General features: G+C 65.7%; 23 protein-coding genes. 10 read left to right on the plus strand and 13 right to left on the minus strand.

Annotated elements, in window-relative coordinates; all coding sequences use genetic code 11:
- Positions 1-81: 81 nt before the first annotated feature.
- Entirely contained in the window at positions 82-828 is a 747-nt protein-coding gene (locus ACAG21_RS08665) for a TetR/AcrR family transcriptional regulator (RefSeq protein WP_370495585.1), read from the minus strand.
- Positions 829-992: 164 nt separating this feature from the next.
- Here ACAG21_RS08665 and ACAG21_RS08670 point away from each other — a divergent pair, with 164 nt between their 5' ends.
- Complete coding sequence (locus tag ACAG21_RS08670) at positions 993-1,607, plus strand: dihydrofolate reductase family protein (protein ID WP_370495586.1); 615 nt, start codon at positions 993-995, stop codon at positions 1,605-1,607.
- A gap of 118 nt (positions 1,608-1,725) precedes the next feature.
- Here the strand turns inward: ACAG21_RS08670 and nrdE are convergent, their stop codons facing one another.
- From nrdE to ACAG21_RS08690, 4 genes are all read right to left on the minus strand, one after another.
- On the minus strand, positions 1,726-3,891 hold the full coding sequence (gene nrdE / locus ACAG21_RS08675) for a class 1b ribonucleoside-diphosphate reductase subunit alpha (protein ID WP_370495587.1): 2,166 nt from the start codon (positions 3,889-3,891) through the stop codon (positions 1,726-1,728).
- Positions 3,861-4,313, minus strand: coding sequence for a class Ib ribonucleoside-diphosphate reductase assembly flavoprotein NrdI (gene nrdI / locus ACAG21_RS08680; protein ID WP_370495588.1), 453 nt, complete (start codon positions 4,311-4,313; stop codon positions 3,861-3,863). Before nrdI ends, nrdE begins: the two co-directional genes overlap by 31 nt.
- A gap of 35 nt (positions 4,314-4,348) precedes the next feature.
- A complete protein-coding gene (locus ACAG21_RS08685) occupies positions 4,349-4,588 on the minus strand; it encodes a redoxin NrdH (protein WP_239722534.1) in 240 nt (79 codons plus the stop codon).
- Positions 4,589-5,094: 506 nt separating this feature from the next.
- Positions 5,095-5,652, minus strand: a complete 558-nt coding sequence (locus ACAG21_RS08690; protein WP_370495589.1) for an NAD(P)H-dependent oxidoreductase — start codon at positions 5,650-5,652, stop codon at positions 5,095-5,097.
- A gap of 91 nt (positions 5,653-5,743) precedes the next feature.
- Here ACAG21_RS08690 and ACAG21_RS08695 point away from each other — a divergent pair, with 91 nt between their 5' ends.
- Entirely contained in the window at positions 5,744-6,358 is a 615-nt protein-coding gene (locus tag ACAG21_RS08695; protein ID WP_370495590.1) for a TetR/AcrR family transcriptional regulator, read from the plus strand.
- Between the two features lie 10 nt (positions 6,359-6,368).
- A complete protein-coding gene (locus ACAG21_RS08700) occupies positions 6,369-7,409 on the plus strand; it encodes a DNA polymerase IV (protein ID WP_370495592.1) in 1,041 nt (346 codons plus the stop codon).
- On the opposite strand, the gene ACAG21_RS08705 is transcribed toward ACAG21_RS08700, so the two are convergent.
- Positions 7,371-8,276 carry an SDR family oxidoreductase gene (locus tag ACAG21_RS08705; RefSeq protein WP_370495593.1) on the minus strand — a complete coding sequence of 302 codons (906 nt, stop codon included), beginning with the start codon at positions 8,274-8,276 and terminating at the stop codon, positions 7,371-7,373. The two genes, ACAG21_RS08700 and ACAG21_RS08705, sit on opposite strands and share 39 nt — an antisense overlap.
- A 37-nt stretch (positions 8,277-8,313) precedes the next feature.
- Entirely contained in the window at positions 8,314-8,955 is a 642-nt protein-coding gene (locus tag ACAG21_RS08710) for a TetR/AcrR family transcriptional regulator (protein WP_370495594.1), read from the minus strand.
- A 115-nt stretch (positions 8,956-9,070) separates the two neighbouring features.
- On the opposite strand from ACAG21_RS08710, the gene ACAG21_RS08715 reads away from it, so the two are divergent.
- The gene (locus ACAG21_RS08715) at positions 9,071-10,552 is read left to right on the plus strand and encodes a cytochrome P450 (RefSeq protein WP_370495595.1); all 1,482 of its coding nucleotides are present in this window, start codon (positions 9,071-9,073) and stop codon (positions 10,550-10,552) included.
- An 18-nt stretch (positions 10,553-10,570) separates the two neighbouring features.
- Here the strand turns inward: ACAG21_RS08715 and ACAG21_RS08720 are convergent, their stop codons facing one another.
- Positions 10,571-11,083: a homocitrate synthase gene (locus tag ACAG21_RS08720; protein ID WP_370495890.1), complete on the minus strand. Its 513-nt coding sequence runs from the start codon at positions 11,081-11,083 to the stop codon at positions 10,571-10,573.
- 482 nt (positions 11,084-11,565) lie between these two features.
- Here ACAG21_RS08720 and ACAG21_RS08725 point away from each other — a divergent pair, with 482 nt between their 5' ends.
- The 3 genes from ACAG21_RS08725 (at position 11,566) to ACAG21_RS08735 (ending at position 12,319) form a co-directional block, all read left to right on the plus strand.
- A complete protein-coding gene (locus tag ACAG21_RS08725; protein ID WP_370495597.1) occupies positions 11,566-11,742 on the plus strand; it encodes a hypothetical protein in 177 nt (58 codons plus the stop codon).
- Positions 11,743-11,957: 215 nt separating this feature from the next.
- Positions 11,958-12,083, plus strand: coding sequence for a hypothetical protein (locus ACAG21_RS08730; RefSeq protein ID WP_279304387.1), 126 nt, complete (start codon positions 11,958-11,960; stop codon positions 12,081-12,083).
- 95 nt (positions 12,084-12,178) lie between these two features.
- On the plus strand, positions 12,179-12,319 hold the full coding sequence (locus tag ACAG21_RS08735; protein ID WP_370495599.1) for a hypothetical protein: 141 nt from the start codon (positions 12,179-12,181) through the stop codon (positions 12,317-12,319).
- Between the two features lie 486 nt (positions 12,320-12,805).
- Here ACAG21_RS08735 and ACAG21_RS08740 read toward each other — a convergent pair whose 3' ends face one another.
- The 3 genes from ACAG21_RS08740 to ACAG21_RS08750 form a co-directional block, all read right to left on the minus strand.
- Positions 12,806-13,771, minus strand: a complete 966-nt coding sequence (locus tag ACAG21_RS08740) for an anti-sigma factor RsbA family regulatory protein (protein WP_370495600.1) — start codon at positions 13,769-13,771, stop codon at positions 12,806-12,808.
- 156 nt (positions 13,772-13,927) lie between these two features.
- Positions 13,928-15,406 (minus strand): FadR/GntR family transcriptional regulator, encoded by a 1,479-nt coding sequence (locus ACAG21_RS08745; RefSeq protein WP_370495601.1) that lies wholly within the window; start codon positions 15,404-15,406, stop codon positions 13,928-13,930.
- Between the two features lie 6 nt (positions 15,407-15,412).
- A complete protein-coding gene (locus ACAG21_RS08750; RefSeq protein ID WP_370495602.1) occupies positions 15,413-16,606 on the minus strand; it encodes a thiolase family protein in 1,194 nt (397 codons plus the stop codon).
- A 77-nt stretch (positions 16,607-16,683) separates the two neighbouring features.
- Between ACAG21_RS08750 and ACAG21_RS08755 the strand changes: the two genes are divergently transcribed.
- Entirely contained in the window at positions 16,684-17,028 is a 345-nt protein-coding gene (locus ACAG21_RS08755; protein ID WP_370495604.1) for a Zn-ribbon domain-containing OB-fold protein, read from the plus strand.
- Here the strand turns inward: ACAG21_RS08755 and ACAG21_RS08760 are convergent.
- Entirely contained in the window at positions 17,025-19,190 is a 2,166-nt protein-coding gene (locus tag ACAG21_RS08760; protein ID WP_370495606.1) for an acyl-CoA dehydrogenase, read from the minus strand. The genes ACAG21_RS08755 and ACAG21_RS08760 overlap by 4 nt on opposite strands.
- Before the next feature lie 137 nt (positions 19,191-19,327).
- Positions 19,328-20,086 (minus strand): SDR family NAD(P)-dependent oxidoreductase, encoded by a 759-nt coding sequence (locus ACAG21_RS08765; protein ID WP_096285790.1) that lies wholly within the window; start codon positions 20,084-20,086, stop codon positions 19,328-19,330.
- A gap of 113 nt (positions 20,087-20,199) precedes the next feature.
- On the opposite strand from ACAG21_RS08765, the gene ACAG21_RS08770 reads away from it, so the two are divergent.
- Together ACAG21_RS08770 and ACAG21_RS08775 are read left to right on the plus strand one after the other, a co-directional pair.
- Positions 20,200-21,729, plus strand: a complete 1,530-nt coding sequence (locus tag ACAG21_RS08770; RefSeq protein WP_370495607.1) for an ATP-dependent DNA ligase — start codon at positions 20,200-20,202, stop codon at positions 21,727-21,729.
- Between the two features lie 35 nt (positions 21,730-21,764).
- Complete coding sequence (locus ACAG21_RS08775; protein ID WP_370495608.1) at positions 21,765-24,020, plus strand: carbon starvation CstA family protein; 2,256 nt, start codon at positions 21,765-21,767, stop codon at positions 24,018-24,020.
- Positions 24,021-24,033: the final 13 nt, after the last annotated feature.

Consider the following 24,033-nt stretch of genomic DNA (forward strand, 5'->3'; position numbering starts at 1 on the left):
AGGTAGATACCCGGTACCGGCGGTATCGATTGAGACCGAGTCTTGACGAAAGCCCTGCTGATGTCAACGGGCCTTTAGTCCTCAGCTGGCCGCGGGGTTACTCCGCACGGCGCTGTGTACCGGCTGATCAGGGTCGACCGCGATGCCCAGCGCCTCGGCGGTGCCGACGATGACCCCCATCATGATCGTGGTCAGGTGGGCGACGAACTGATCACGCGGCATGCGTCGGGGGCTGCCAGGTTCGCCCAGCCACCACTCGGTGGACGACGCCGCCGATCCGAAGGCCGCGTGTGCGGCCAGTTCGAAGGCGGCGTGGTCGAGCTTGAAGTCCTTGAGCTCGTTGTCGAACATGTCGGCGATGGTCAGCGTGATCTGACGACCCTCGTTCAGGGTGCGCACCGTCGACTCGGTGGTCGCTCCGGAGCGCGCCGAAATGAACACGCGCAGCACGTTGGGGTGCTTGTCGACCAGGTTGACGTACTCGTCGACGCTGCGCCGGACGATCTCGCGGGCCGAATCGGTGGCCAGGTCGATCGAGGGGAAGATCGCCGCCCACAGCATGTCGCGCAGCCGCTCGCCGATCGCCTGGAACAGGTCGGACTTGTCGTGGAAGTGGCGGTAGATCTTCGGCTTGGCGGTGCCGGCCTCTTCGGCGATCTCCCGCACACTCAGCTCGGGTCCCAGCCGGTCGATCGCGCGAAACGCCGCCTCGACGATTTCGCCGCGTACCTTCTTGCGATGTTCACGCCAACGCTCGCTGCGCGCGTCGACCTTGGCTCCCGGCTTTACGCTCGGGTGGGGTCTGGCAGGTCGGGGCACTCTCACCACATCAAGCACCATACCGCGCAGCAGGCGCTGACCTGGGCAGACTGCCTTGTACACGCCCCGCCGAGTGTGAACCTCACGACGCGACACGCCGTGAAACCGTCGTCAGAGTCACACTCGGCGCGCCTCACCGGTGAGTTTTCCTGCGCAACAGAGTCGGAGTGGGTATGCCCAGAACCAATCTTTCGATGTCGATCTCCGCCGACGGCTACGTTGCGGGACCCGAGCAGAGCGAAGACGAGCCGCTCGGCATTGGCGGCAGAGCCCTGCACGATTGGCATCTGGGCCCCGCCAAGGATCATCCGGTGAATCGGCGCGTGGTCGCAGACATGTTGGACGGGATGGGTGCAACAATCATGGGCCGCAACATGTTCGGTCCGGTGCGCGGCGAATGGGGGGACTCGCAATGGCGGGGTTGGTGGGGCGCCGTCCCGCCCTACCACTGCCCGGTGTTCGTGCTCACCCACTTCGCGCGGGACCCCATCGAGATGGACGGTGGCACAACGTTCTACTTCGTCACCGACGGGGTCGAATCGGCGTATGCCCAAGCCAGGTCCGCCGCCGGCGACCGACCCATCTCCATCGCGGGAGGCGCTTCCTGCGCCCGACAGGCGATCGAGGCGGGGATCGTCGACGAGATCGATCTTCAGCTAAACCCGGTGATCCTCGGATCCGGCGAGCGACTACTCGATGGCTTTGCGCCAGGTCGGCCACAACTCGAACTGGTTCGGGTGCTCGAGGCTCCCGGCGTAGCGCATCTGCGCTACCGCGTTGTCCGATGACGAGACCTCAGTTACAACCTATGGGCGCTATCCACCCCCCGAGTGTGGATCTGACGACGCGACACGCCGTTGAGCCGTCGCCAGATTCACACTCGCCGCGGCTTGAGGGCATACGGGTTTACAGCATGCAGGAGACGCAGCCCTCGACCTCGGTTCCTTCCAGAGCCATCTGCCGCAGCCGGATGTAGTACAGCGTCTTGATTCCCTTGCGCCAGGCGTAGATCTGCGCCTTGTTCACGTCGCGGGTGGTGGCAGTGTCCTTGAAGAACAGCGTCAGTGACAGGCCCTGGTCCACGTGCTGGGTAGCCGCGGCATAGGTGTCGATGATCTTCTCGTAGCCGATCTCGTAGGCGTCCTGGTAGTACTCCAGGTTGTCGTTGGTCAGATACGGCGCCGGGTAATAGACCCGCCCGATCTTGCCTTCCTTACGGATCTCGATCTTGGAAGCCACCGGGTGAATCGAACTCGTCGAGTGGTTGATGTAGGAGATCGACCCCGTCGGCGGCACGGCCTGCAGGTTCTGGTTGTAGATGCCGTGCTGTTGCACCGATTCCTTGAGCCGCTGCCAATCCTCTTGCGTCGGAATGCGGATGCCCGCCTCGGCGAACAGCTCCCGCACCCGCGCAGTGGCCGGCTCCCACACCTGCTCGGTGTACTTGTCGAAGAACTCGCCCGAGGCGTACTTCGACTTGTCGAAACCACCGAACTTGGTACCGCGTTCGATCGCAATGCGATTCGACGCCCGCAGCGCGTGGTAGAGCACGGTGTAGAAGTACATGTTGGTGAAGTCGACACCTTCTTCGGAGCCGTACAAGATGCGCTCGCGAGCCAGATAGCCGTGCAGGTTCATCTGCCCCAGCCCAATCGCGTGGGATTCGTTGTTGCCCTGCTCGATTGACGGCACCGACCAGATGTGCGTCTGGTCGCTCACCGCGGTCAGCGCCCGGATCGCCACCTCAATGGTCTGGGCGAAGTCCGGCGAGTCCATGGCCTTCGCGATGTTCAGCGAACCCAGGTTGCACGAAATGTCCTTGCCCACTTTGGCATACGACAAGTCTTCGTTGAACAACGACGGCGTGGATACCTGCAGAATCTCCGAGCACAGGTTCGAGTGCGTGATCTTGCCCTCGATCGGGTTGGCCCGGTTCACGGTGTCCTCGTACATGATGTACGGGTAGCCGGACTCGAACTGCAGCTCGGCCAGCGTCTGGAAGAATTCGCGCGCCTTGATCTTGGTCTTGCGGATGCGCGCGTCATCGACCATCTCGTAGTACTTCTCGGTGACCGAGATGTCGGCGAACGGCACGCCGTAAACCCGCTCGACGTCATACGGCGAGAACAGGTACATGTCCTCGTTCTTCTTGGCGAGCTCGAAGGTGATGTCGGGAATCACCACACCGAGGCTCAGCGTCTTGATCCGGATTTTCTCGTCGGCGTTCTCGCGCTTGGTGTCCAGGAACCGGTAGATGTCCGGGTGGTGCGCGTGCAGGTACACCGCGCCCGCGCCTTGACGCGCACCCAGTTGATTGGCGTAGGAGAACGAGTCCTCGAGCAGTTTCATGATCGGGATGACACCCGAGGATTGGTTCTCGATGTTCTTGATCGGAGCGCCGTGTTCGCGAATGTTGCTCAGCAACAACGCAACTCCCCCACCACGCTTGGACAGCTGCAGCGCGGAGTTGATCGAACGCCCGATCGACTCCATGTTGTCCTCGATGCGCAGCAAGAAGCAGCTCACCGGCTCGCCGCGCTGCTTCTTGCCCGAGTTCAAAAACGTCGGGGTCGCCGGCTGGAACCGGCCGTCGATGATCTCGTCGACGAGTTTCTCGGCCAGCGCGTTGTCGCCGGCGGCCAGCGTGAGCGCGACCATCACGACGCGGTCCTCGAAGCGCTCGAGGTAGCGCTTTCCGTCGAACGTCTTCAGCGTGTACGAGGTGTAGTACTTGAAGGCCCCGAGGAAGGTCGGGAACCGGAACTTCTTGGCATAGGCGCGGTCCAGCAGCGTCTTGACGAAGTTGCGGCTGTACTGGTCGAGCACCTCGCGCTCGTAGTAATTCTCCTTGATCAGGTAGTCGAGCTTCTCGTCCTGATTGTGGAAGAACACCGTGTTCTGGTTGACGTGCTGCAGGAAGTACTGATGCGCAGCCTCGCGGTCCTTATCGAACTGAATCTTGCCGTCTTTGTCGTACAGATTCAGCATCGCGTTGAGCGCGTGGTAGTCGGTCTCCCCCGGCAACGCGTGGGCTCCGGTGGTTACAGGCTCTGCAGTGACGGTTGGTGGCACGTCTGGTCCTTCCAGAATTCTTCCAAGCCCGCGCGAACGGCTTCCACGTCGTCCGGGGTACCCATCAGTTCGAAGCGGTAGAGGTAGGGCACGCCACATTTGCGGGAAACCACGTTGCCCGCATAGGCGAATTCGGCACCGAAGTTGTTGTTGCCCGCCGCGATGACGCCGCGGATCAACGACCTGTTGTGCTCGTTGTTCAAAAAGGCGATGACCTGCTTGGGGACATAGCCACCGTTGTTGATGTCAGGTGTGGCCTTCCCGCCGCCGTACGTGGGCAGTATCAATACGTACGGGTCGTCGACCTCGATGCGGCCGTGCAGCGGGATTCGCGTGGCGGGAACACCCAGCTTCTGCACGAAGCGGTGGGTGTTCTCCGACACCGACGAAAAATAGACCAGGTTGCGCTGCGTGCTATCCATGGCACCGCAACCTCCTTACTTGCTCATCTACTGCATCAGGCGCTGAGCGCGGCTCCAGCGAGCGCCTTGATGCGGTCCGGCCGGAAGCCCGACCAGTGGTCGTTTCCTGCCACCACGACGGGCGCCTGCAGATAGCCCAATGCCATCACGTAGTCGCGCGCTTCGGCGTCCAGGCTGATGTCGACCTTCTCGTACGCCAGGCCCTGCTTCTCGAGAGCCTTGTAAGTGGCGCTGCACTGCACACATGCCGGCTTGGTGTACACGGTGATGCTCATTGAAGCCGCTCCTCTGCGGGGAAGAAGGTCGGAATATTTGCTATGGACTGGCAACTACTTGGGGCACTGCATCGCCGATATGGTCAGCGATCCGTCAAGCCCCAAGATTCCCGTCTGCGGCGGTCAGCTCTGACGACCTGACGAAGCCGATTCCGAGAGGTTCACCGGGCCGGGCTGGCTTGGTAAACCTGGGATCTGCCGGCTCGCCAAACACTACACCTAGTGGCTGACAAGATCTGCAGATACAAGATGTTCTGAATAACAATTCTGAAATTCCCTGGTCGTAAGCCCTGCCGCGCGGACACGCCCCGGCGTGTCGCAGATCACAAACACCGCTTGAGACGCCCACAGGTAGAGGTATAGCAGCGCCCACCGACAACGAAGACGCCGCCGCCGCGCCCACCCGCCGCTAGCAAAGCCGCCAGCACACCGCTGGCGGCTTTAGCTATTAACTTTCCCGAACGCTGCTGGTCACCCGGTGAACGGCTTGTTGAATACCGCCAAATTCAGCCGACTTCGGCCGCGAGCTTGCCGACCGCATCCCGCACATTGGCCACCAGTTCGGCGTGCTCGGCGGGCGCTTTGCCCTCCAAACTTCCGAACGGCACCGACAGCTTGATGGCCTCGACCACCCGCGCGCCGGCGATACCGAACGACTTGCGGGTGTCGTCGTGCGCCCACACCCCGCCGTAGCGGCCGAACGCCCCGCCGATGACCGCCAGCGGCTTGTCCTTCAGCGCGCCGTCCCCGAAGGGACGCGACAGCCAGTCGATCGCGTTCTTGACGACGGCCGGGTAGCTGCCGTTGTACTCAGGAGTGACGATCAGCGCCGCATCCGCATCCGCGGCCGCGGCACGCAGCGCGGCCACCGGGGCCAGCACGGCCGCCTCGGCGTTCATCGCGTTGTCGATCTCCTCGTTGTAGAACGGCAGATCGCCCAAACCCTCGAACACGGTCACCGTGACATCCTCCGGAGCCACGTCAACCGCCAGCTCGGCGATCTGGCGATTTACCGATGCCGCCCGCAAGCTGCCTACCAACGCCAAGACTTTGACCTCTGACACTGTTTCGTTTCCCTTCGGTTGATGGTCTACATCTTCCCACGACTTAAGCGGACTATAGTCCGTTTTATTCCGGCCGCGTTAAAGTGCAGAGGTGAGCGGTGTCGAGAAGCTGGGCGAGTTGCCTGTGTCGGCTCCGCGCGAGCAGCCACACGAGCGGGGTGACGCGGCACGCAACCGCGAGCTGTTACTGCAGGCAGCACGTCGCCTGGTAGCCAAACGCGGCGCGGATGCGGTCACGATGGACGACGTCGCGGCGGCCGCCGGTGTCGGCAAGGGCACGCTGTTCCGCAGGTTCGGCACCCGGGCCGGCCTGATGATGGTGCTGCTCGACGAGGACGAACGCGCCAGCCAGCAGGCCTTCCTGTTCGGCCCCCCGCCGCTGGGTCCGGACGCCGCGCCGATGGAGCGACTGGTGGCGTTCGGCCGCGAGCGCCTGTGCTTCGTGCACAACCACCATGCGCTGCTGTCCGCGGCCAAGGGCGATCCGCTGACTCGCCACGCCGGCGCCGCGTCGGTACAGCGCACGCACGTGCGAGTGCTGCTGCAGACGGCCGACACCAGCGGCGATCTCGACGTGCAGACCGATGCGTTACTGGCCCTGCTCGACGTGGATTACGTTGAGCACCAACTGAATTACGGCGGTCACACACTTGAGAGCCTGGGCGATGCCTGGGAAAGCCTGGCGCGCAAACTGTGTGGGCGGTGATCTGACCCACATGGCCTCGCCGACGAGCTGGGTCCTGCATGTCGATCTCGACCAGTTTCTGGCCTCGGTCGAGCTGCGCCGCCATCCCGAGCTCGACGGGTTGCCCGTCATCGTCGGCGGCAGCGGCGATCCCACCGAACCGCGCAAGGTCGTCACCTGCGCCTCGTATCAAGCCCGCGAGTTCGGGGTCCATGCGGGCATGCCGTTGCGCACCGCGGCTCGACGCTGCCCCGACGCCACCTTCTTACCGTCGGACCCAGCCGCCTATGACGAGGCCTCCGAGGAGGTGATGGGGCTGCTGCGCGATCTGGGGCACCCGGTCGAGGTGTGGGGCTGGGACGAGGCCTACGTGTCAGTCACGGCGGACGATCCCGCCGAAGTCGCGGAACAGATTCGCACCGTTGTCCTTTCGGAAACCGGGCTGTCTTGTTCGGTCGGCATCAGCGACAACAAACAACGAGCCAAGGTGGCCACCGGCTTCGGGAAGCCCGGCGGCGTCTTCACGCTCACCGACGCGAACTGGATGGACGTAATGGCCGATCGTCCGGTCGACGCACTGTGGGGCGTCGGCCCCAAGACAGCGAAAAAGCTTGCGGCGCTGGATATCACCACGATACGAGAGCTGGCTCATTGCGATGCCGAGCTTTTGACGTCCACCTTCGGACCGCGCACCGGCCTGTGGCTGCTGCTGCTCGCCAAGGGCGGCGGCGACACCGAGGTCAGCGCCGAGCCGTGGGTCCCGCGCTCGCGCAGCCACGTCGTCACATTCCCGCACGACCTCACCGACCGTTCCGAAATGAACTCGGCGGTAACAGAATTGGCGAGACGTGCGCTCGATGAAATCGTCGCCGCGCAACGAATCGTCACGCGGGTGGCGGTCACCGTGCGCACCGCGACGTTCTACACCCGCACGAAAATTCGCAAGCTGGCGGCACCCACCACCGATGCCGACGTCATCGTGGCGGCGGCACTGCGCGTCCTGGATCTGTTCGAACTCGACCGCCCGGTCCGGCTACTCGGGGTCCGGCTCGAATTGGTGATGCCGGCCTAATTGCGCCGGGGCCGGTCGCAGCGCCCGGGTGAAGATGACGTTCACCTGGCGCATCGCCAGGCTATAGGGCCACCACGCCAGTCGTTTGAATGCGTACAGCGCGCGAATGTCCTGCGACGTGTAGATCAAGTACCTGTTCTTCGAGACTCCGGCCAGGATCTTCTCGGCGGCCCTTTCCGGCGATACAGCATGACCGCTGAAGCGGTCGACCCAGCGACTCACCTTGGGGTCTTCGCGGTCGACGCCCGCGATTTCGACCGTGTCGACCAGCGGTGTCTTAACCGCCCCGGGCACCACGACCGAGACCCCGATGCGGTGCCGGGCCAGGTCGAAGCGCAATACCTCTGACAGGCCACGCAATCCGTACTTGCTGGCGCTGTAGGCGGCGTGCCACGGCAGCGCGACCAGCCCGGCCGCCGACGACACATTGACCACATGCCCACCGCGGCGGGCCGCCACCATCGACGGCACGAACGTCTCGATCACGTGGATCGGACCCATCAGATTGATCGCGACCATCTTGGTCCACTGCTCGTGGCTCAGCCGGTCGACGGTCCCCCAGGCCGACACTCCGGCGATGTTCATCACGACGTCCATGCTCGGATGCGCGGCATGGATATCGGCGGCGAAGGCGGCCACCTCGTCGTAGTCGGAGATATCCAGCACCCGATGCGCCGACACTTGAGCGCCCAACGCGCGAGCGTCTGCCACGGTCTGGGCCAGCCCATCGGCATCGCGATCCGTCAAGAACAACTCCGCCCCCTGCGCGGCCAGCCGCAACGCGGTGGCCCGGCCGATGCCGCTCGCCGCGCCCGTGATCAGGCTGCGCTTCCCCGCGAAATACCGCGCGGATCCCCTCTGCGCCATGAAGGTGACGATACCGCTGGTAACGGCTGATCCGCGGTTATCCGCGGCTGCCGCCCCACAACGAGTTCAGCCACAACTGCTCGAGCAGCCGGACGCGACGGTCGATGTCGTCGTCGGCCCGGCCGATAAAGGCTGGATCACCGGTGAGCATCAGCGCCGTCGTACCGGTCAGGGTGCGCACCAGTGTCGGGATGTCGTCGCTGATCGGATGGGCGGTCCCCGCCTTCATCTCGGCGTCCACGATCGCGACGATCTCGCCCACGACGACCTCGAACTGCTGCTCGAGGATGCCCCGGATCTCGACATCGGTATACCGGGCGGCGTTGCAGGCCGCCATCACCGGGTCGTTGTGCGCATAGACGGCGGCGGCACTGCCCACCATTCGCTTGGCGAACTGCTCGGGCGACTCGTCGGGCTGACGGGGAGCGAAGAACTGGGTGAGTTCTTCGAGCTCCTGGGTGGCCTCGGCGACGATCTGCGCGAGCACCGCGTACTTGGAGTCGAAGTAGAAGTAGAACCCGGACCGACCCACCCCGGCCCGCAGGCTGATGGTGCTGACCGACAGCTCCGCAAACGGCCGTTCCTGCAGCAGTTCCCGCACCGCCTGCATGATCGCCTGCCGGTGCTTGTCGCCGCGTCGCCGCGTTGCCGGCTCGCCCGGCTCCGCGTGGCTGCTCATCCCCTGACCTTGCACCACACCGTCCCAAAAGCAAACTTGACAGCCGTCAACTTTTTGTCGAAGGTTAATTGCAGTGACCGATGTCACCTGCCCCTGGGTCCGCAAAGGAGCGTCCATGCCCGCCGCCATCAGCACGCCGCACTATCTGCTCGACCAAGCGAAACGCCGGTTCACACCGTCGATCAACAACTTCCCCGGCATGGGGATGGTCGAGCGCAAGCTGCTGAACACCCAGTTCCCCGAGCGGAAACTGGCCGACCCGCCGCCGGGCAGCGGTCTCAAGGCGGCCGTCGGCGACGCGGGTCTGCCCGTGATCGGGCACATCATCGAGATGCTGCGGGGCGGCCCCGACTATCTGATGCACCTCTACAACACCAAGGGGCCGGTGGTCTTCGGGGATTCACCCGTGCTGCCGGGTATCGCCGCGCTGGGCCCGGACGCCGCCCAGGTCATCTACTCCAACCGCAACAAGGACTACTCGCAGCAGGGCTGGGTGCCGGTCATCGGCCCGTTCTTTCACCGCGGGCTGATGCTGCTCGACTTCGAGGAGCACATGTTCCACCGGCGCATCATGCAGGAGGCCTTCGTCCGCTCCCGGCTGGTCAATTACGTCGAGCAGATGGACAAGGTCATCTCGCAGACGATCGCCAATGACTGGGTGGCCAACGACGCGCGCTTCCTGCTCTACCCGGCGATGAAGGATCTGACGCTCAACATCGCGTCGATGGTGTTCATGGGCCACGAGCCCGGCACCGACCACGACCTGGTGACCAAGGTCAACAATGCGTTCGCGATCACCACCCGCGCCGGCAATGCGATCATCCGCACGCCCGTCCCGCCGTTCACCTGGTGGCGCGGACTCAAGGCGCGCGAGCTGCTGGAGAACTACTTCCGGGAGCGGGTCAAGGAACAGCGGGCCACCCAGGGCGACGATCTGCTGTCGGTGTTGTGCCGCACCGAGGACGAGGACGGAAACAAGTTCTCCGACGAAGACATCGTCAACCACATGATCTTCCTGATGATGGCCGCACACGACACCTCGACGTCGACGGTGACGACGATGGCCTACAACCTGGCCCAGCACCCGGAGTGGCAACAGCGCTGCCGCGAGGAGTCGGACCGGCTGGGCGACGGGCCGGTCGACATCGAGTCGCTGGAGAAGCTGGAGTCACTCGACTTGGTGATGAACGAGTCGATCCGCCTGGTGACCCCGGTGCAGTGGGCGATGCGGCAGACCGTGCGCGACACCGAACTGCTGGGCTACTACATTCCCAAGGGCACCAACGTCATCGCCTATCCGGGCATGAATCACCGGCTGCCCGAATTGTGGACGGACCCACTGACATTCGACCCGGAGCGGTTCACCGAGCCGCGCAACGAGCACAAACGGCACCGCTACGCTTTCACACCCTTCGGCGGGGGCGCCCACAAGTGCATCGGAATGACGTTCGGGCAGTTGGAGATCAAGACGATCCTGCACCGGCTGCTGCGCCGCTACCGGCTGGAACCGCCCCGCCCGGGTTACAAGTGCGAGTGGGACTACGGCGGTATGCCGGTGCCGAAGGACGGCATGCCAATTGTGTTGCGGCCGCTATAGACTCGCGTACCGGCATGCTCAGGCCATGAGCCGGTTGGCGCACGCGATCAGGGCACGCAACGCCGACTGAGTCGGGTCCTGCGACAGGCCCACGGCCCATTCGGCGCGCATGCCGTCGCTGCCGCAGATGAACGTAGCGGTGCATCCGTTGGAAGCCATCTGGTGAAACTTCAACGTCTCGATGGCGATCCCGCGCTCGTGCAGCATCGCGGTCAGGGCGGCGATCGGCCCGCTGGCGGCAGCGGTTGAGGTGCGCAGGCATTCGCCGACGGCGATCGTCGCCCGGAAATTGCGGGCTTGCGGACCGAGCCGCCCGGTCGGTCGCTCGGTGTCGGCGCACACCCACTGCCCCAGCCGCAGCGGGCCTTCGGTTTCACCATAGGTCGACACGAAGTTTTCCCACGTCATCGCGCCGGCCTGTTCGCGCAGGCCGCGCGGCAAGGCAACCCCGAAATGATCGCCGAACCATGCGTTGGCGTCGCGCCGGCGTGGTGTCCGAACGCGGGCAGGAATGTGCTCCGGGAGCGAGATCGGCCTGGAAAGAGGCTGGGTAAGAGTCACGGTGTCGGTCTTCTCTGGTCAAAGGAGCGACCGACGGTAGTAGCTTCCGACCCACAGCGGGGGGTCGGTCTGGATCAGACCCCGCTGCGGGTGCTGGCTACTACGGCACTCGTGAGAAAACGCACGACCGCGACATTAGGCGCCGAACGTCGATAGTGCAAATGGCTTTAGCATCCCCCGTCGGTGGGTAAGCCTCTTGACATTTGCCCGGACCGGACGGCGACAGCTACCGGCGCCTTACGACCCTTCGAGACTCGGGTGGGCCCAGCCGACGCTGCGGTGACGTCGCCACCGCGAACTCGCTGGAAGCCTGGGTACAGGAGAAATCGCCCGGACGGCACCCCACTATCTAGACCATTGCCGCGATGTGTTCCGTCCTTGTTCGGCGGTGGTTCACATGGCGCCAGCTAATATTACACACGAGTATAAAAGCCGCCGACGAAGGGTTTCCGATGACCGCACGAAGCAAGAAAATAGTGGCGACATCGGCTATCGCGCTCATGTTCATGGCGTTCGCGACAGGTTGCGGCTCGCTGACCGCCGGCGGAACCGCCGGCGGCGGTGCCGTAAGCGGCGGCACGGGCGGCGGCTCCGTGGGCGGCGTACTGCCCCCGGCGATGGTTCCCTGACGCGCTCTTGCGCGTGATCGGCATCAACCGATCGATCCGGGCGAAGCGCTCTTCTGTCGCGGTCACCGAAGGCCGTAACGGCGATTGCGCCGGTCAATCGCCTACCCGATTGGTGCGCACTCGGCGAAGTAAATGAACCGCATAGGTTTACATGTGTCCAATAATGGTTATCCCGTCGTCGCCTCAACCCACTCCCCGAACGAAAGGCAACGACGATGAAGTCGACGGCAGCCGAGAAGGCGCTTGACGCGGCGGCAGTGGCGAGGGGGCTGATCGAATTGTTGCTGGTGCCGACGCGCTTGTCGTCGGCTTGGGTACGCGCAGCGGCCGCGGAGAACTGACCGGTCTACCGGTTTACCCGTGTCCAATAGCGGCTATCCCCCCGTCGCCTTAGCCGCCACCGGCTACCGACCCCTCAGATGAAAGGCAAACGACAATGACGTCGATCACCGCCAAAAAGGCTTTCAAAGTTGCCGCGGCCGCGGCCGGACTGGTCGCAGTGTTGCTGGTACCAACGGGATGTTCGACAGCGGTGGGCGGCACGGGTGGCAACGGCGGGCTGACCATCTCCCTCTAACTGGCAAGACCGGCGATCCGGCGGCAACCATCGCGTGGCCGCCGGAAGATTCCCCTGCATGAACGTCATCCTTTGTGTCTGCAGCCTCGCTGCCCATGGAAAGCTCTTCAATTGCTTTGTGCCAGTGCGGATATGACAAAACTTGTCGTGAAAAACATCACTAAACGTGGTTTACGTGTGTTTAACAAGGGGTAGTCGGGCTTTGCATTGGCCATTAACGGCTAGGTTGTCCCCTCACGGAAAGGCAAGACAATGAAGTCGCACTCCACCAAGAAAACGCTCAAAGCCACCGCAGCCGCCCTCGGCGTGGCCGCAGTCTTAGTACTGCCAACAGGCTGCTCTACCGCAAGCAGGCGGCGCAGGCGGAGGCGGTCTTGTTGGTGGCTCCAGCGGCGGGCTCTTGGGCGGAGTACTTGGCGGCCTAGGCCTCTAACCGTTCGGGCAGGAGGCCCGCCGGGAACTTCGGTTCCTGGCGGGCCTTCTTCTTCAGCTAACTGGCCCGGGCGACGAATTCAGCCGCAGATATGCCTGAATCGTCGTTCCGGTGCTGGCGGTGTGGGTGCGGACCAGGTCCGAAATAGCGTTGACCAGGAACAATCCACGGCTGGCCGGGCCGGCCGGCCCTGGGTCCAGGCGCCCCACCAGCGGATCGTCGAGGCAACCGTTGTCGCGCGCCTCGCACACCAGGTGGTCGTCGTCGCGCCAAAAGGCCAGCCGGCAGGCGCCGTCGGTGTACATCAAGCTGTTGGTGGCCAGCTCGGTGGCGACCAGTTGCAGATCTTCGATGCCGTCCTGGGACAGTCCGACCCAGCCGGCGTAGTTGACCGCGAAGGACCGCGCCGGGCGTAGGTCCGAGGATTCGCGAACCATGTAGGTCACCGCGCCCGGATTAGCCGGTAGCGGCTGATTGCACTGTGCCAGCACGTCATCCGGCGCGTAGTCCGCGCTGTGTTGCAGCGAACCGCATTTCCACAGCAGCGGATGGGTCGCACGCGCGCTTGCCAGCACGTCGTCGTCCAGCCGTTCCGCGTCGTAAAGGCACAGCGCGGTCAACTGCCGACCCTCGAAAGCACTGTTGACCAGCGCCTCGTGCTGCTTGCAGGCCAGAACCTCGTCGGCAGTGCGCTCCGGCCAGCAGACCTGGCTGACGATGCGCGCCCGGCGGTCGGCGTTGTCCGCAACGAAGGAGCCCTCCAGCGCCAGAAACCGGCTCGGGTTGCGCGCCGCCTCGACGATGTCGACCAGTTGCAACCCGTTCGTCGAACCCTCGCCGCCGAGCGCTTCGCGGACCAAGCCCAGATAGTCACCGGGCACCGCTACCAGTACCGGCTCGTCCATCGCCAGACCTTCGAGCACGAAGGGCACCACGGCGTCCAGGTATTCGCGTTGCGAGTGGTAGAGGATCGCGGAATGAACGAAGCCTTGTCGCCCGTTCTCCGTGCCCCTGATCATCTCGGCGCTCCTGCTTTCCATTACCAATGCCAACCCCCTGCCGGACCGGCTCCCCTTCTCGTATCCCCGCGCCCCATTACCCATGCCAGTACCCAGCGCTCGCGTTCCCTACGCAGGAAAGTGGTCACAAACGCGCCTCGGATAAGCGGATCTTCGTCACAGCCACCAAGAGGCGGCGGCGTCCAGGTGACGCCGAATGCGGTAGCGCGCCAAGCTATCGTCGCCCGCCGCGATCGCGTCGAGAATCCGGGAGTGAGCGTGCTCGATCGCGACGACGTCGTCGCGGGCCGGTGGCTGCTGCCCGGTGCTGGACCAGTGCCGGCGAAACAACTCGATGATGATCCTCAAGAACAGGTCCAGCAGCGCGTTGCCGGCCAGTTGCGCCAGTTCGATGTGGAACCGCGCCTCCTCCGACGTGGCCTGACGCGCCTCGTCGGCGGTGTGCGCCGCGGCGTCGAGCGCGGACCGGTGGGTGTGTAGGAAGGCCGTCACCGCGGGTTCGGTGCGCCGCTTGACGACCTTGGCGACGTTATCGATCTCGATGGCGTCGCGCACGCAACGCAGATCTTCGCGGCTCGGCTGCCGGAATTGCAGGTACAGCGCGATGGTGTCGATGCTGGCTTGCGCGTGCGGCCTCGTGACGACCAGCCCGCCGCCGGGTCCGCGTCGCATCTGGGCGACCGAGTGGTATTCCAGCAGTCGGACTGCTTCTCGTAACACCGCGCGGCTCACCCGGTAGCGCTCCAGCAGGGCCGCTTCGGTGCCGAAGACCGAACCCACCTGCCAGTCGCCGGAGGCGATTTCGTCGCCGATGGCAGCCGCCACCACCTCCGCCAACTTGCCGCGCGGGACTTCCCCGTCGGTTCCCCGGCTTCGGCGGGGGCGGCCGGCGCGCCCCGGATGATGCTCTTGCAGCCAGGCATTCACCGCTTCGACGTGTCGCTCGGACAGCGTCTTGGCCCGGGCGGAATCGCCGGCAGTGACGGCGGCAACGAGGTCGGAGTGGTCGTTGTGCATGTAATCGAGCGCCTCGATGGCCTCACTGGCCGAGTCGGTCCGCGACCGCAGGGCATACCGGGTGGTGAGCCTCGTCAGCACGTCGATAAAGAGTTGCAGGACGGGGTTTTTCGACTGCTCCCCCAGCGCGATGTGAAACTCGTCGCGCGGCGCCGGCAGGCCCGGCCGCCACTGCTGCTCCGCGCGCAGCACGGCGCGCAGCCGCTCGATGCCGGCCTCGTCGATGCGTTCGGCCGCGAGCGAGGCCGCCAGCGGCTCGAGGACCAGTCGCGCGTTGAGCAGATCGACCAGCGTGGTGCCCAGGTACTCGAGGTAGATGACGATGGCGCGGGTCGCGGGCCCCGCGTCGGGCTCAGCGATCAGCAGGCCGCCGCCGGGTCCGCGCCGCATCCGGGCCACCCGATGGTGTTCGACGAGCCGAACTGCCTCCCGCAGCACCGACCGGCTCACGCCGAAGCGCTGTTGCAGCGCATGTTCGGAACCCAGCGATTCGCCGACGGGCCAGCCGCGGCGCACGATGTCCGCCTCGATGTCGCGGGCGATCGTCGAAGCCAGCTTTTTGGTCCCGCCCGCGGACGGCGCGGGGCTTACTTGAAGCTCAATACTGTGCTCCCACAAGCATTCTCAGCACGTGAGCAGCATGCAACCCGCGACCGGACCCCCGCCCACGGAAACCACGCCGACCTCGGGACGCTGCGACACCTGCCGCTCGGCCGCCTCGCCGCGCAACTGCAGGCATCCTTCGTGCAGGGCCCAGTAGCCGTGCATGCGCCCGGCCGAAAGTTGGCCGCCGTAGGTGTTCAGCGGCAGTTGCCCGTCGCGGGCGATCCGCGCGCCGCCTTCGACGAACGGGCCGGCCTCGCCGTCGCCGCAGACGCCCAGGGCTTCCAGCCAGGCGATGGTGAGATAGGTGAAACCGTCGTAGAGCTGGGCAACCGCGAGGTCGGTGGGTTTCAGCTCCGTGCGTGACCACATCTGCGCGGCCGCATCCGACATCGCCATCTTCGGGTAGTCGGCGCGGTGGAACCACCCACCGGCGCCGTCCGACCCGCCGATCGCCTCCACCCGCACGGGCCGATGCGGGCAATCGGGCCCGTACTCGGCGTGGGAGACCACCACCGCGATCGATCCGTCGATGGGCACGTCGCAATCCAGCAGCCCGAACGGCGTCGATACCAGTCGCGCCCCCAGGTAATCGGCCATCGTCATCGGGTCGCGGTAGACCGCAAGCGGATTCAGTGCGGCGTTGCGCCTGCCGTTGAGCGCCAGCCAGCCCAATTGCTCCTTGGTGGTGCCGTACAGCTCCATGTGCCGACGGCAATTCAGCGCCAACCAGTTCGCCGCCGAATACGCTTGGGCCGCAACCAGATCGTTGACGTCATCCATCGCACCGACAGCCGGCTTGTCTTCACCCTCGGGTGTTTCGAACATCCGCGCCAGCGGCGGGGCGGGGGCGTTCTTCTCCTGCTTGACCGGCACCGTGCCGCCGAGCATTTGGATGGTCCGGTACACCACCACGTGCCGGGCGCGGCGCTCGGACACCGCGCGGCATGCCGACATCACCGGACTCAGCAGGCCGCCGGTGCCGAATCCGCTGCCACAGTCGACCGCCTCGATTTGCAGCTCGGCAGTGACCTCTTCGGCCGGCGTGTCACCCAAAGTCGCGATCCCGTCGATGTCGGCGGGCACCAGGCCGGCGTCGGCGATGGCACCGCGCACCGCCTCCATGGTCAGGTCCCGCCCGGGGATGCCGGTCCGTCGGCCGATCCGGGAAATGCCGATACCGGACACGATCGCGTCTTTTTCGAAATACGTCATCTGCACCGCCCACCAGAGGAGAACCGTCGAACCAGTACCGCACCCGCACCGAACCAATAGAGTGTACTGTATTGCCCGTGTCAGCCGAGTCGACGTCACAGCTGCTCATCGAGCATTGCGCCGATTGCTCGCGCTGGGTGCATCCCGCGACCGGCGAATGCCGCGAGTGCGGCGCCACGCTGGTCGCGCGCCCGATTTCCGGACAGGGCACGGTGTTCACCTACACGGTCAACCACCATCGGTATAACCCGGAGATCCCGGTCCCCTATGTGATCGCCATCGTCGAGCTCGCCGAACAGGCCGGGCTGCGGGTTGCCGCCAATATCGTTGACTGCGAACCGGATTCGGTGACGTGCGGGATGCCGGTCAGCATCAAGCCGGACAGGGGCGCCGGTGGGGCGCCGTTGTTCGCACCGCTCTAGTTGATCAGCGGGTCGCGCGGCATGCCGAGAATTCGCTCGGCGATCTGGTTCCGGGTGACTTCCGAGGTGCCGCCGGCGATCGCCATACCGCGTGCGCCCATGATCAGCCGGCCCGGCGCGGCTCCGGCGCCGTCCACCAGCGCTACCTCGGGACCGGTCAGGGCCGCCATGATCGCGGCGCCCTCCACCATGTGCTCGGCCAACTTCAGCTTGGTCACGTTGCCTTCCGGTCCCGGCCCCGCGCCTTCGACGCTGCGGGCCACCCGGCGCAGGTTCAGCAGCCGCAACGCGGTCTCGTTGGCGAGATAGGAGCCGACCCGAATATCCGCGCCCGCCAACCGATCTGCATGCTGCTTGGCCAGCTCGACCAGTGCGGTCGCCAATCCCTCGTAGAAGGATCCGCTGCCGCCGATGCTGACCCGCTCGTTGCCCAGCGTGGCGCGTGCGACCGTCCACCCAGAGTTGGGAGTGCCGACCACGTCTTCGTCGGGAACGAACAGGTCGTTGAAGAACACCTCGTTGAAGTCCGAGCCGCCGGTGATCTGGCGCAGCGGTCGCACCTCGACCTCCGGCGCTTTCATGTCGACGATCACCGTGGTGATCCCGGCGTGCTTGGGCGCATCGGGGTCGGTGCGCACGGTGGCAAGTCCGCGCGCGCAGTAGTGGGCTCCGCTGGTCCACACCTTTTGCCCGTTGATCTTCCAGCCACCGTCGACGCGAGTGGCCTTGGTCTTGATGGACGCCGCGTCCGAGCCGGCCTCGGGTTCGGAGAACAGCTGGCACCAAATCTCGTCTTTGCGTAGCGCCTTCTCGACGAATCTTTCAATCTGCCAATCAGTTCCGTGCTGGATCAGGGTCAGGATCACCCAGCCGGTGATGCCGTAGTCCGGACGCTTGATGCCGGCCGCCTTGAATTCCTCCTCGATGACCAACTGCTCCACCGCATCGGCGGCCAGGCCCCATGGCTTGGGCCAGTGCGGCATCACGTAGCCGGTCGCGATCAGCTTGTCGCGTTGCGCCTGCTTGTCCAAAGCGGCGAGTTCGGCTGCGTCGGCCCGGATCCGGGTGCGCAGTTCCTCGGCCTCGGGAGGCAGATCCAGACTGTTCTCCCGGACGGCGCCCGCCGCGGTGCGTTCGAATACATCGCGGGCCGGACTGTCGCCGCCGAACAGCGCGGATGCCACGAGTGCCCGACGCAGATGCAGGTGCGCGTCATGCTCCCAGGTGAAACCGATGCCGCCGTGCACCTGGATGTTGAGTTCGGCGTTACGCGCGTAGGCCGGAAAAGCCAGTGCCGCAGCGACTGCCGAGACCAGGCGGAACTGCTCCTCGTCTTCGGAGGCCGCACGCGAGGCGTCCCAGACCGCGGCCGTGGCCGACTCCACGGCGACGAGCATGTTCGCGCAGTGGTGCTTGACCGCCTGGAACGTCGCGATGGTGCGGCCGAATTGCTGGCGCACCTTGGCGTAGCCGACGGCAGCGTCGACGCAGTCGGATGCTCCGCCCACCGCCTCGGCGGCGAGCAGGGTGCGCGCCCGGGCCAGCGCTGATTCCCGTGCGCCCGCGATGATGTCGCCGGAACCGACGCTGACGTTGCTCAGGCGTACGCGCCCGGAACGGCGAGTGGGGTCGAGATTGTCGGGCAGTTCGACCGAAACGCCCGAGCGGCCACGGTCCAGCAGCAGCACATCGTCGCCGGCGGCGATCAGCAGCAGATCGGCCAGCCCCGCGCCCAGCACGACTCCGGCGTCGCCGTCGGCGACACCGCCTTCGACTTGCACCCGGCTGTCCAGGCCGATGCCCGCGGTGACAGATCCATCGATCAGGCCCGGCAGTAACCGTGACTTCTGTTCGGCCGAGCCATCTTTGGCGATCACGGCCGAGGCGATAACTGTCGGGACGAATGGGCCCGGGGCGACCGCACGACCGAGCTCCTCGATGACCACGACCAGCTCCGGCAATCCATAGCCGGAGCCGCCGTGTTCCTCGTCGACGTGCAGGCCGAGCCAGCCGAGTTCGACCATGTCGGGCCAGAAGGTGGGCCGGCTCTCGTCGGGACTGTCCAGCAGGGCTCGCGCCGCCGGGCGCGCCTTCTGCGAAGTCAAGAATGATCGGGCGACCTCGGCGAGCTCACGATGGTCGTCGGTAAGTGCGATACCCATTGGGACCTCCTCGCGCCAGTAGCCGCACCGCAGCGTCGCCGGGTGGTCAGCCGGCCCCGCTCCGAGGGGGAGCGGGGCGGCTGCCTAAAGAGTGTACTTATTGTGCTCGGGCTGGTAGCAGGCCCCTCGCGGGGTCGCTACTTGGGTGCGAAGCGCTGTCCGGCGTCCAGGCGCAGGCACTGGCCGTTGAGCATCGGGTTGTCGACGATGGCCAACGCCAGCTTGGCGTACTCCTCGGGACGGCCCATCCGCTTGGGGAAGGCCGCGTCGCGGGTCAGCGTCGCCGCCATCTCGTCGGGAACCATCGACGTCAGACCGGTGAGGAACAGGCTCGGCGCGATCGCCAGCGCCCGGATCCCCATCGAGCCCAGGTCGCGGGCCATGGTCAGGCACATGCCCGCGATCGCCGCCTTGGCGGCGGTGTAGGCGACCTGCCCGATCTGGCCCTCGAACGCGGCGATCGACGCGGTGTTGATGATGACGCCGCGCTCTTCGTCCTCGGGTTCGTTCTTGGCCATGTGCGCGGCGGCCAGCCGGCTGATGTTGAAGGTGGCGATCAGGTTGAGATCGATGACCGATTGGAAGGATTCGAGGTCGTGGGGGCCCGACTTGGTCAGGGTGCGCTTGGCGATACCGCCGCCGGCCGTGGTGACCACGACATGCAGGCCGCCCAGCTTGTCGACCGCGGTCTGCAATGTCTCCTCGGTGCCCGCGTAGTCGGTGACATCTACCGGGTAGAACGCGCCACTGATGCCTTCGGCAACGGCTTTACCGTCGGAACCCTCGCGGTCGAAGATGGCGACATCCGCACCACGCTCGGCGAACAGTTCGGCCGTGGCCCGACCCATCCCCGACGCGCCGCCGATGATGACGGCCTTCTTCCCATTGATCTCCATCCGGGCCTCTCCTTTTTCGGGTTGTCAGATCCTGTGCAATCTGTAACGTTACGCAGGAACGCTAGCGTGTCCGCGCAGCAGGGTTGTCACCGAGCCGTGCCAAGCTGACAAACGTGCTCCTTCTCGAGGTGGTAGCCACGTCGACCGACGTCGGTGCCACGTCGTCCCGGCTGACCAAGGTCGCGCGCATCGCCGCCCTGCTCAGCCGCGCCGCATCCGAACCCGAAGTGGTCGCCATCGTGGTGTCCTGGCTTTCCGGTGAGCTCCCGCAACGCCAGATCGGCGTGGGCTGGGCATCGTTGCGGACGCGGCCACCAGCGGCGGCCGAGCCGCAGCTGACGGTGACCGGTGTGCACGCCAGCTTGACCGAGATCGGCGCGGTCTCGGGCAAGGGATCGCAGGCGCGCCGCGCCGAACTCCTCGCCACGCTGATGGCCGCCGCGACCGAATCCGAGCAGACCTTCCTGGTAAGGCTGCTCTCGGGCGAACTGCGTCAAGGAGCGCTGGCCGGGATCATGGCCGACGCGGTCGCCAAGGCCGCCGAGATCCCCGCCGCCGCGGTCCAGCGCGCAGCGATGCTGGGCGGGGACCTGCCCTCGGCGGCAGCGGCCGCGCTGTCCGGTGGAGCGGTGGCGCTGCAGGCATTTACCCTGCAGGTGGGCCAACCAGTCGGCCCGATGTTGGCACAGACCGCCACCACCGTGGCCGATGCACTCGAACGGCACAGCGGCACAACGATTTTCGAGGCCAAGCTGGACGGCGCGCGAGTGCAGATCCACCGCGCCGGGGACGTCGTCACGGTCTACACACGAAGCCTGGACGATGTCACCGCCCGGCTGCCCGAGGTGGTGGAGGCGACGCTGGCCCTGCCCGTCACCGACCTGATCGCCGACGGTGAGGCGATCGCGCTGCGGCCCGACAACCGGCCGCACCGCTTCCAAGTAACGGCCTCCCGGTTCGGCCGATCGGTCGACGTCGCCGCAGCCCAGGCGGCGCAACCACTTTCGGTGTTCTTCTTCGACCTCCTGCACCGCGATGGCGTCGATCTGCTGGACGCGCCGACCGTCGAGCGGCTGGCCGCGCTGGACGCGCTGGTGCCGGCCCGGCAGCGGGTCGACCGATTGGTCACCTCCGATCCCGCCGCGGCCACGGCCTTTCTGGAGGCGACGCTGGCCGCCGGTCACGAAGGCGTGATGGCAAAGGCGCCGGGTGCGCCCTACCTTGCCGGTCGCCGGGGCGCGGGCTGGCTCAAGGTCAAGCCGGTCCACACCCTCGATCTGGTGGTGCTCGCCGTCGAGTGGGGCTCGGGGCGCCGAAGCGGCAAACTGTCCAACATCCATCTGGGCGCGCGCGATCCGGCTACCGGCGAATTCATCATGGTGGGAAAGACGTTCAAAGGGATGACCGACGCCATGCTGGACTGGCAGACGGCGCGGTTCAGCGAGCTCGCCGTCGGATCGATGGACGGCTACGTGGTCCAATTGCGTCCCGAGCAGGTCGTCGAAATCGCGCTCGATGGCGTGCAGAAGTCCACCCGCTACCCGGGCGGCCTGGCGCTGCGATTCGCCCGGGTCGTGCGCTATCGCGACGACAAGAGTCCGGCCGATGCCGACACAATCGACAACGTCCGTGCGCTGTACTAGTTCGCCTGGGCGGAAAACCCCTTTCGTCGTAGGGTTTGACCGTGACTGTGCACGACAACGATGTCCGCTACATCCGCACGGACGATGACCTGCCCCCGGTCGCCATCATCGACCGCTCCCCCATCAGCTTTCGCCACAAGATCCTGTTCGGAATCATCGCGGTAGTCGGCGCCCTCGCCTGGGCCGTCGTCGCGTTCCTGCGCGGCGAAACGGTCAACGCCGTCTGGATCGTGGTCGCCGCGATCTGCACCTACATCATCGGATTCCGGTTCTACGCGCGGCTGATCGAGATGAAGATCGTCCGCCCGCGCGACGACCACGCCACACCCGCCGAAGTTCTCGACGACGGCACCGACTACGTGCCGACCGACCGTCGGGTGCTGTTCGGCCATCATTTCGCCGCGATCGCCGGGGCGGGACCGCTCGTCGGCCCGGTCCTGGCGACCCAAATGGGCTACTTGCCGTGCAGCATCTGGATCATCGTCGGCGCGGTGTTCGCCGGCGCGGTCCAGGACTACCTGGTGCTGTGGATCTCCACGCGGCGCCGGGGCCGGTCCCTGGGCCAGATGGCCCGCGACGAGCTCGGCGCGGCAGGCGGGGCCGCCGCGCTGGTCGGCGCCTTCGTCATCATGGTGATCATCATCGCGGTGCTGGCGCTGGTGGTGGTGCGAGGCCTGGCTCAGAGCCCGTGGGGTGTCTTCTCGATCGCGATGACCATCCCGATCGCCCTCTTCATGGGCTGCTACCTGCGGTTCCTGCGCCCGGGCCGGGTGGCCGAGGTCTCGGTGATCGGCTTCGTGCTGCTGATGATCGCCGTGGCGTCCGGCAACTGGGTCAGCGAAACCTCTTGGGGCGCATCCTGGTTGAACTTGTCCGCGGTGACGGTGTCGTGGTTGATCATCATCTACGGCTTCGTGGCGTCGGTGTTGCCGGTGTGGTTGCTGCTGGCACCGCGCGATTACCTGTCGACCTTCATGAAGGTCGGCGCCATCGCGTTGCTGGCCGTCGGCATCTTTATCGCGCACCCGCTGATTCAGGCGCCCGCCGTCTCCCGGTTCGCCCACACCGGCGACGGGCCGGTCTTTCCCGGCGCTCTGTTCCCCTTCCTGTTCATCACCATCGCGTGCGGCGCGCTGTCCGGGTTCCATGCGCTGATCTCCTCGGGGACGACACCGAAGCTCCTGGAGAAGGAGGGCCAGATGCGTTTCATCGGCTACGGCGGCATGCTGACCGAATCGTTCGTCGCGATCATGGCGCTGATCAGCGCCGCGATCCTGGACCAGCACGTGTACTTCGCGCTGAACGCCCCCGCCGCGCAGACCGGCGGCACCGCGGCCAGTGCCGCGCACTACGTCAACGGACTCGGCCTGTCCGGGCCGCCGGCGACCGCGGACCAGCTCAATCAGGCCGCCGCCGGCGTCGGTGAAAAATCAATCGTGTCGCGCACCGGCGGAGCCCCGACGCTGGCCGTGGGCATGTCCGAGGTTCTGAACCGCTCGTTCGGCGGGGCCGGCCTCAAGGCGTTCTGGTATCACTTCGCGATCATGTTCGAGGCGCTGTTCATCCTGACCGCGGTCGACGCCGGCACCCGGGTAGCGCGCTTCATGCTCTCCGACGCGCTCGGCAACCTGGGCGGCCCGCTGACCAGGTTGCGCAATCCGAGCTGGCGCCCCGGGGTCTGGGTCTGCAGCCTGATCGTGGCGGCGGCGTGGGGCAGCATCCTGCTGATGGGTGTGACCGACCCCCTCGGCGGCATCAACACGCTGTTTCCGCTGTTCGGGATCGCCAACCAGTTGCTCGCGGCGATCGCGCTGACCGTCGTCACCGTGATCGTCGTCAAGAAGGGCCTGCTGAAGTGGGCGTGGATACCGGGCATCCCGCTGCTGTGGGATCTGACGGTCACCCTGACCGCGTCGTGGCAGAAGATCTTCTCCGCCGACCCGGCGATCGGTTACTGGTCCCAACACTTCCAGTACTCGGCGGCCAAGGACGCGGGCAAAACCGCGTTCGGTTCGGCCAAGAATGTCCATCAGCTCGACGCAGTCATCAGGAACACCTTCATTCAGGGCACGCTGTCGATACTTTTCGCGGTCGTGGTGGTCATCGTGCTGGTCATCGGAATTGTCGTCGCGCTCAAGGCAATTCGCGGCGGCGGGCGCCCGTTGACCGAGGACGACCCGATCCCGTCGAGGAAGTTCGCGCCGTCGGGCCTGATAGCCACCCCCGCGGAGCGAGAGGTGCAACGGCAATGGGCAGCGCCGTCCGGCGAGCGCCACGCCGGAAATCGATAGCCCCGAAGTTCGC

This window comes from Mycobacterium sp. pR1184, from assembly GCF_041287235.1.
Classification (GTDB): Bacteria; Actinomycetota; Actinomycetes; order Mycobacteriales; family Mycobacteriaceae; genus Mycobacterium.

Bases quoted from the DNA above. Each gene is read 5' to 3' on its own strand.
- ACAG21_RS08670 (WP_370495586.1), top strand. From the start codon at position 993: ATGCCCAGAACCAATCTTTCGATGTCGATCTCCGCCGACGGCTACGTT.
- nrdI (WP_370495588.1), bottom strand. From the start codon at position 4,313: ATGGATAGCACGCAGCGCAACCTGGTCTATTTTTCGTCGGTGTCGGAG.
- ACAG21_RS08685 (WP_239722534.1), bottom strand. From the start codon at position 4,588: ATGAGCATCACCGTGTACACCAAGCCGGCATGTGTGCAGTGCAGCGCC.
- ACAG21_RS08700 (WP_370495592.1), top strand. From the start codon at position 6,369: ATGGCCTCGCCGACGAGCTGGGTCCTGCATGTCGATCTCGACCAGTTT.
- ACAG21_RS08705 (WP_370495593.1), bottom strand. From the start codon at position 8,276: ATGGCGCAGAGGGGATCCGCGCGGTATTTCGCGGGGAAGCGCAGCCTG.
- ACAG21_RS08710 (WP_370495594.1), bottom strand. From the start codon at position 8,955: ATGAGCAGCCACGCGGAGCCGGGCGAGCCGGCAACGCGGCGACGCGGC.
- ACAG21_RS08715 (WP_370495595.1), top strand. From the start codon at position 9,071: ATGCCCGCCGCCATCAGCACGCCGCACTATCTGCTCGACCAAGCGAAA.
- ACAG21_RS08725 (WP_370495597.1), top strand. From the start codon at position 11,566: ATGACCGCACGAAGCAAGAAAATAGTGGCGACATCGGCTATCGCGCTC.
- ACAG21_RS08730 (WP_279304387.1), top strand. From the start codon at position 11,958: ATGAAGTCGACGGCAGCCGAGAAGGCGCTTGACGCGGCGGCAGTGGCG.
- ACAG21_RS08735 (WP_370495599.1), top strand. From the start codon at position 12,179: ATGACGTCGATCACCGCCAAAAAGGCTTTCAAAGTTGCCGCGGCCGCG.
- ACAG21_RS08740 (WP_370495600.1), bottom strand. From the start codon at position 13,771: ATGATCAGGGGCACGGAGAACGGGCGACAAGGCTTCGTTCATTCCGCG.
- ACAG21_RS08750 (WP_370495602.1), bottom strand. From the start codon at position 16,606: ATGACGTATTTCGAAAAAGACGCGATCGTGTCCGGTATCGGCATTTCC.
- ACAG21_RS08760 (WP_370495606.1), bottom strand. From the start codon at position 19,190: ATGGGTATCGCACTTACCGACGACCATCGTGAGCTCGCCGAGGTCGCC.
- ACAG21_RS08765 (WP_096285790.1), bottom strand. From the start codon at position 20,086: ATGGAGATCAATGGGAAGAAGGCCGTCATCATCGGCGGCGCGTCGGGG.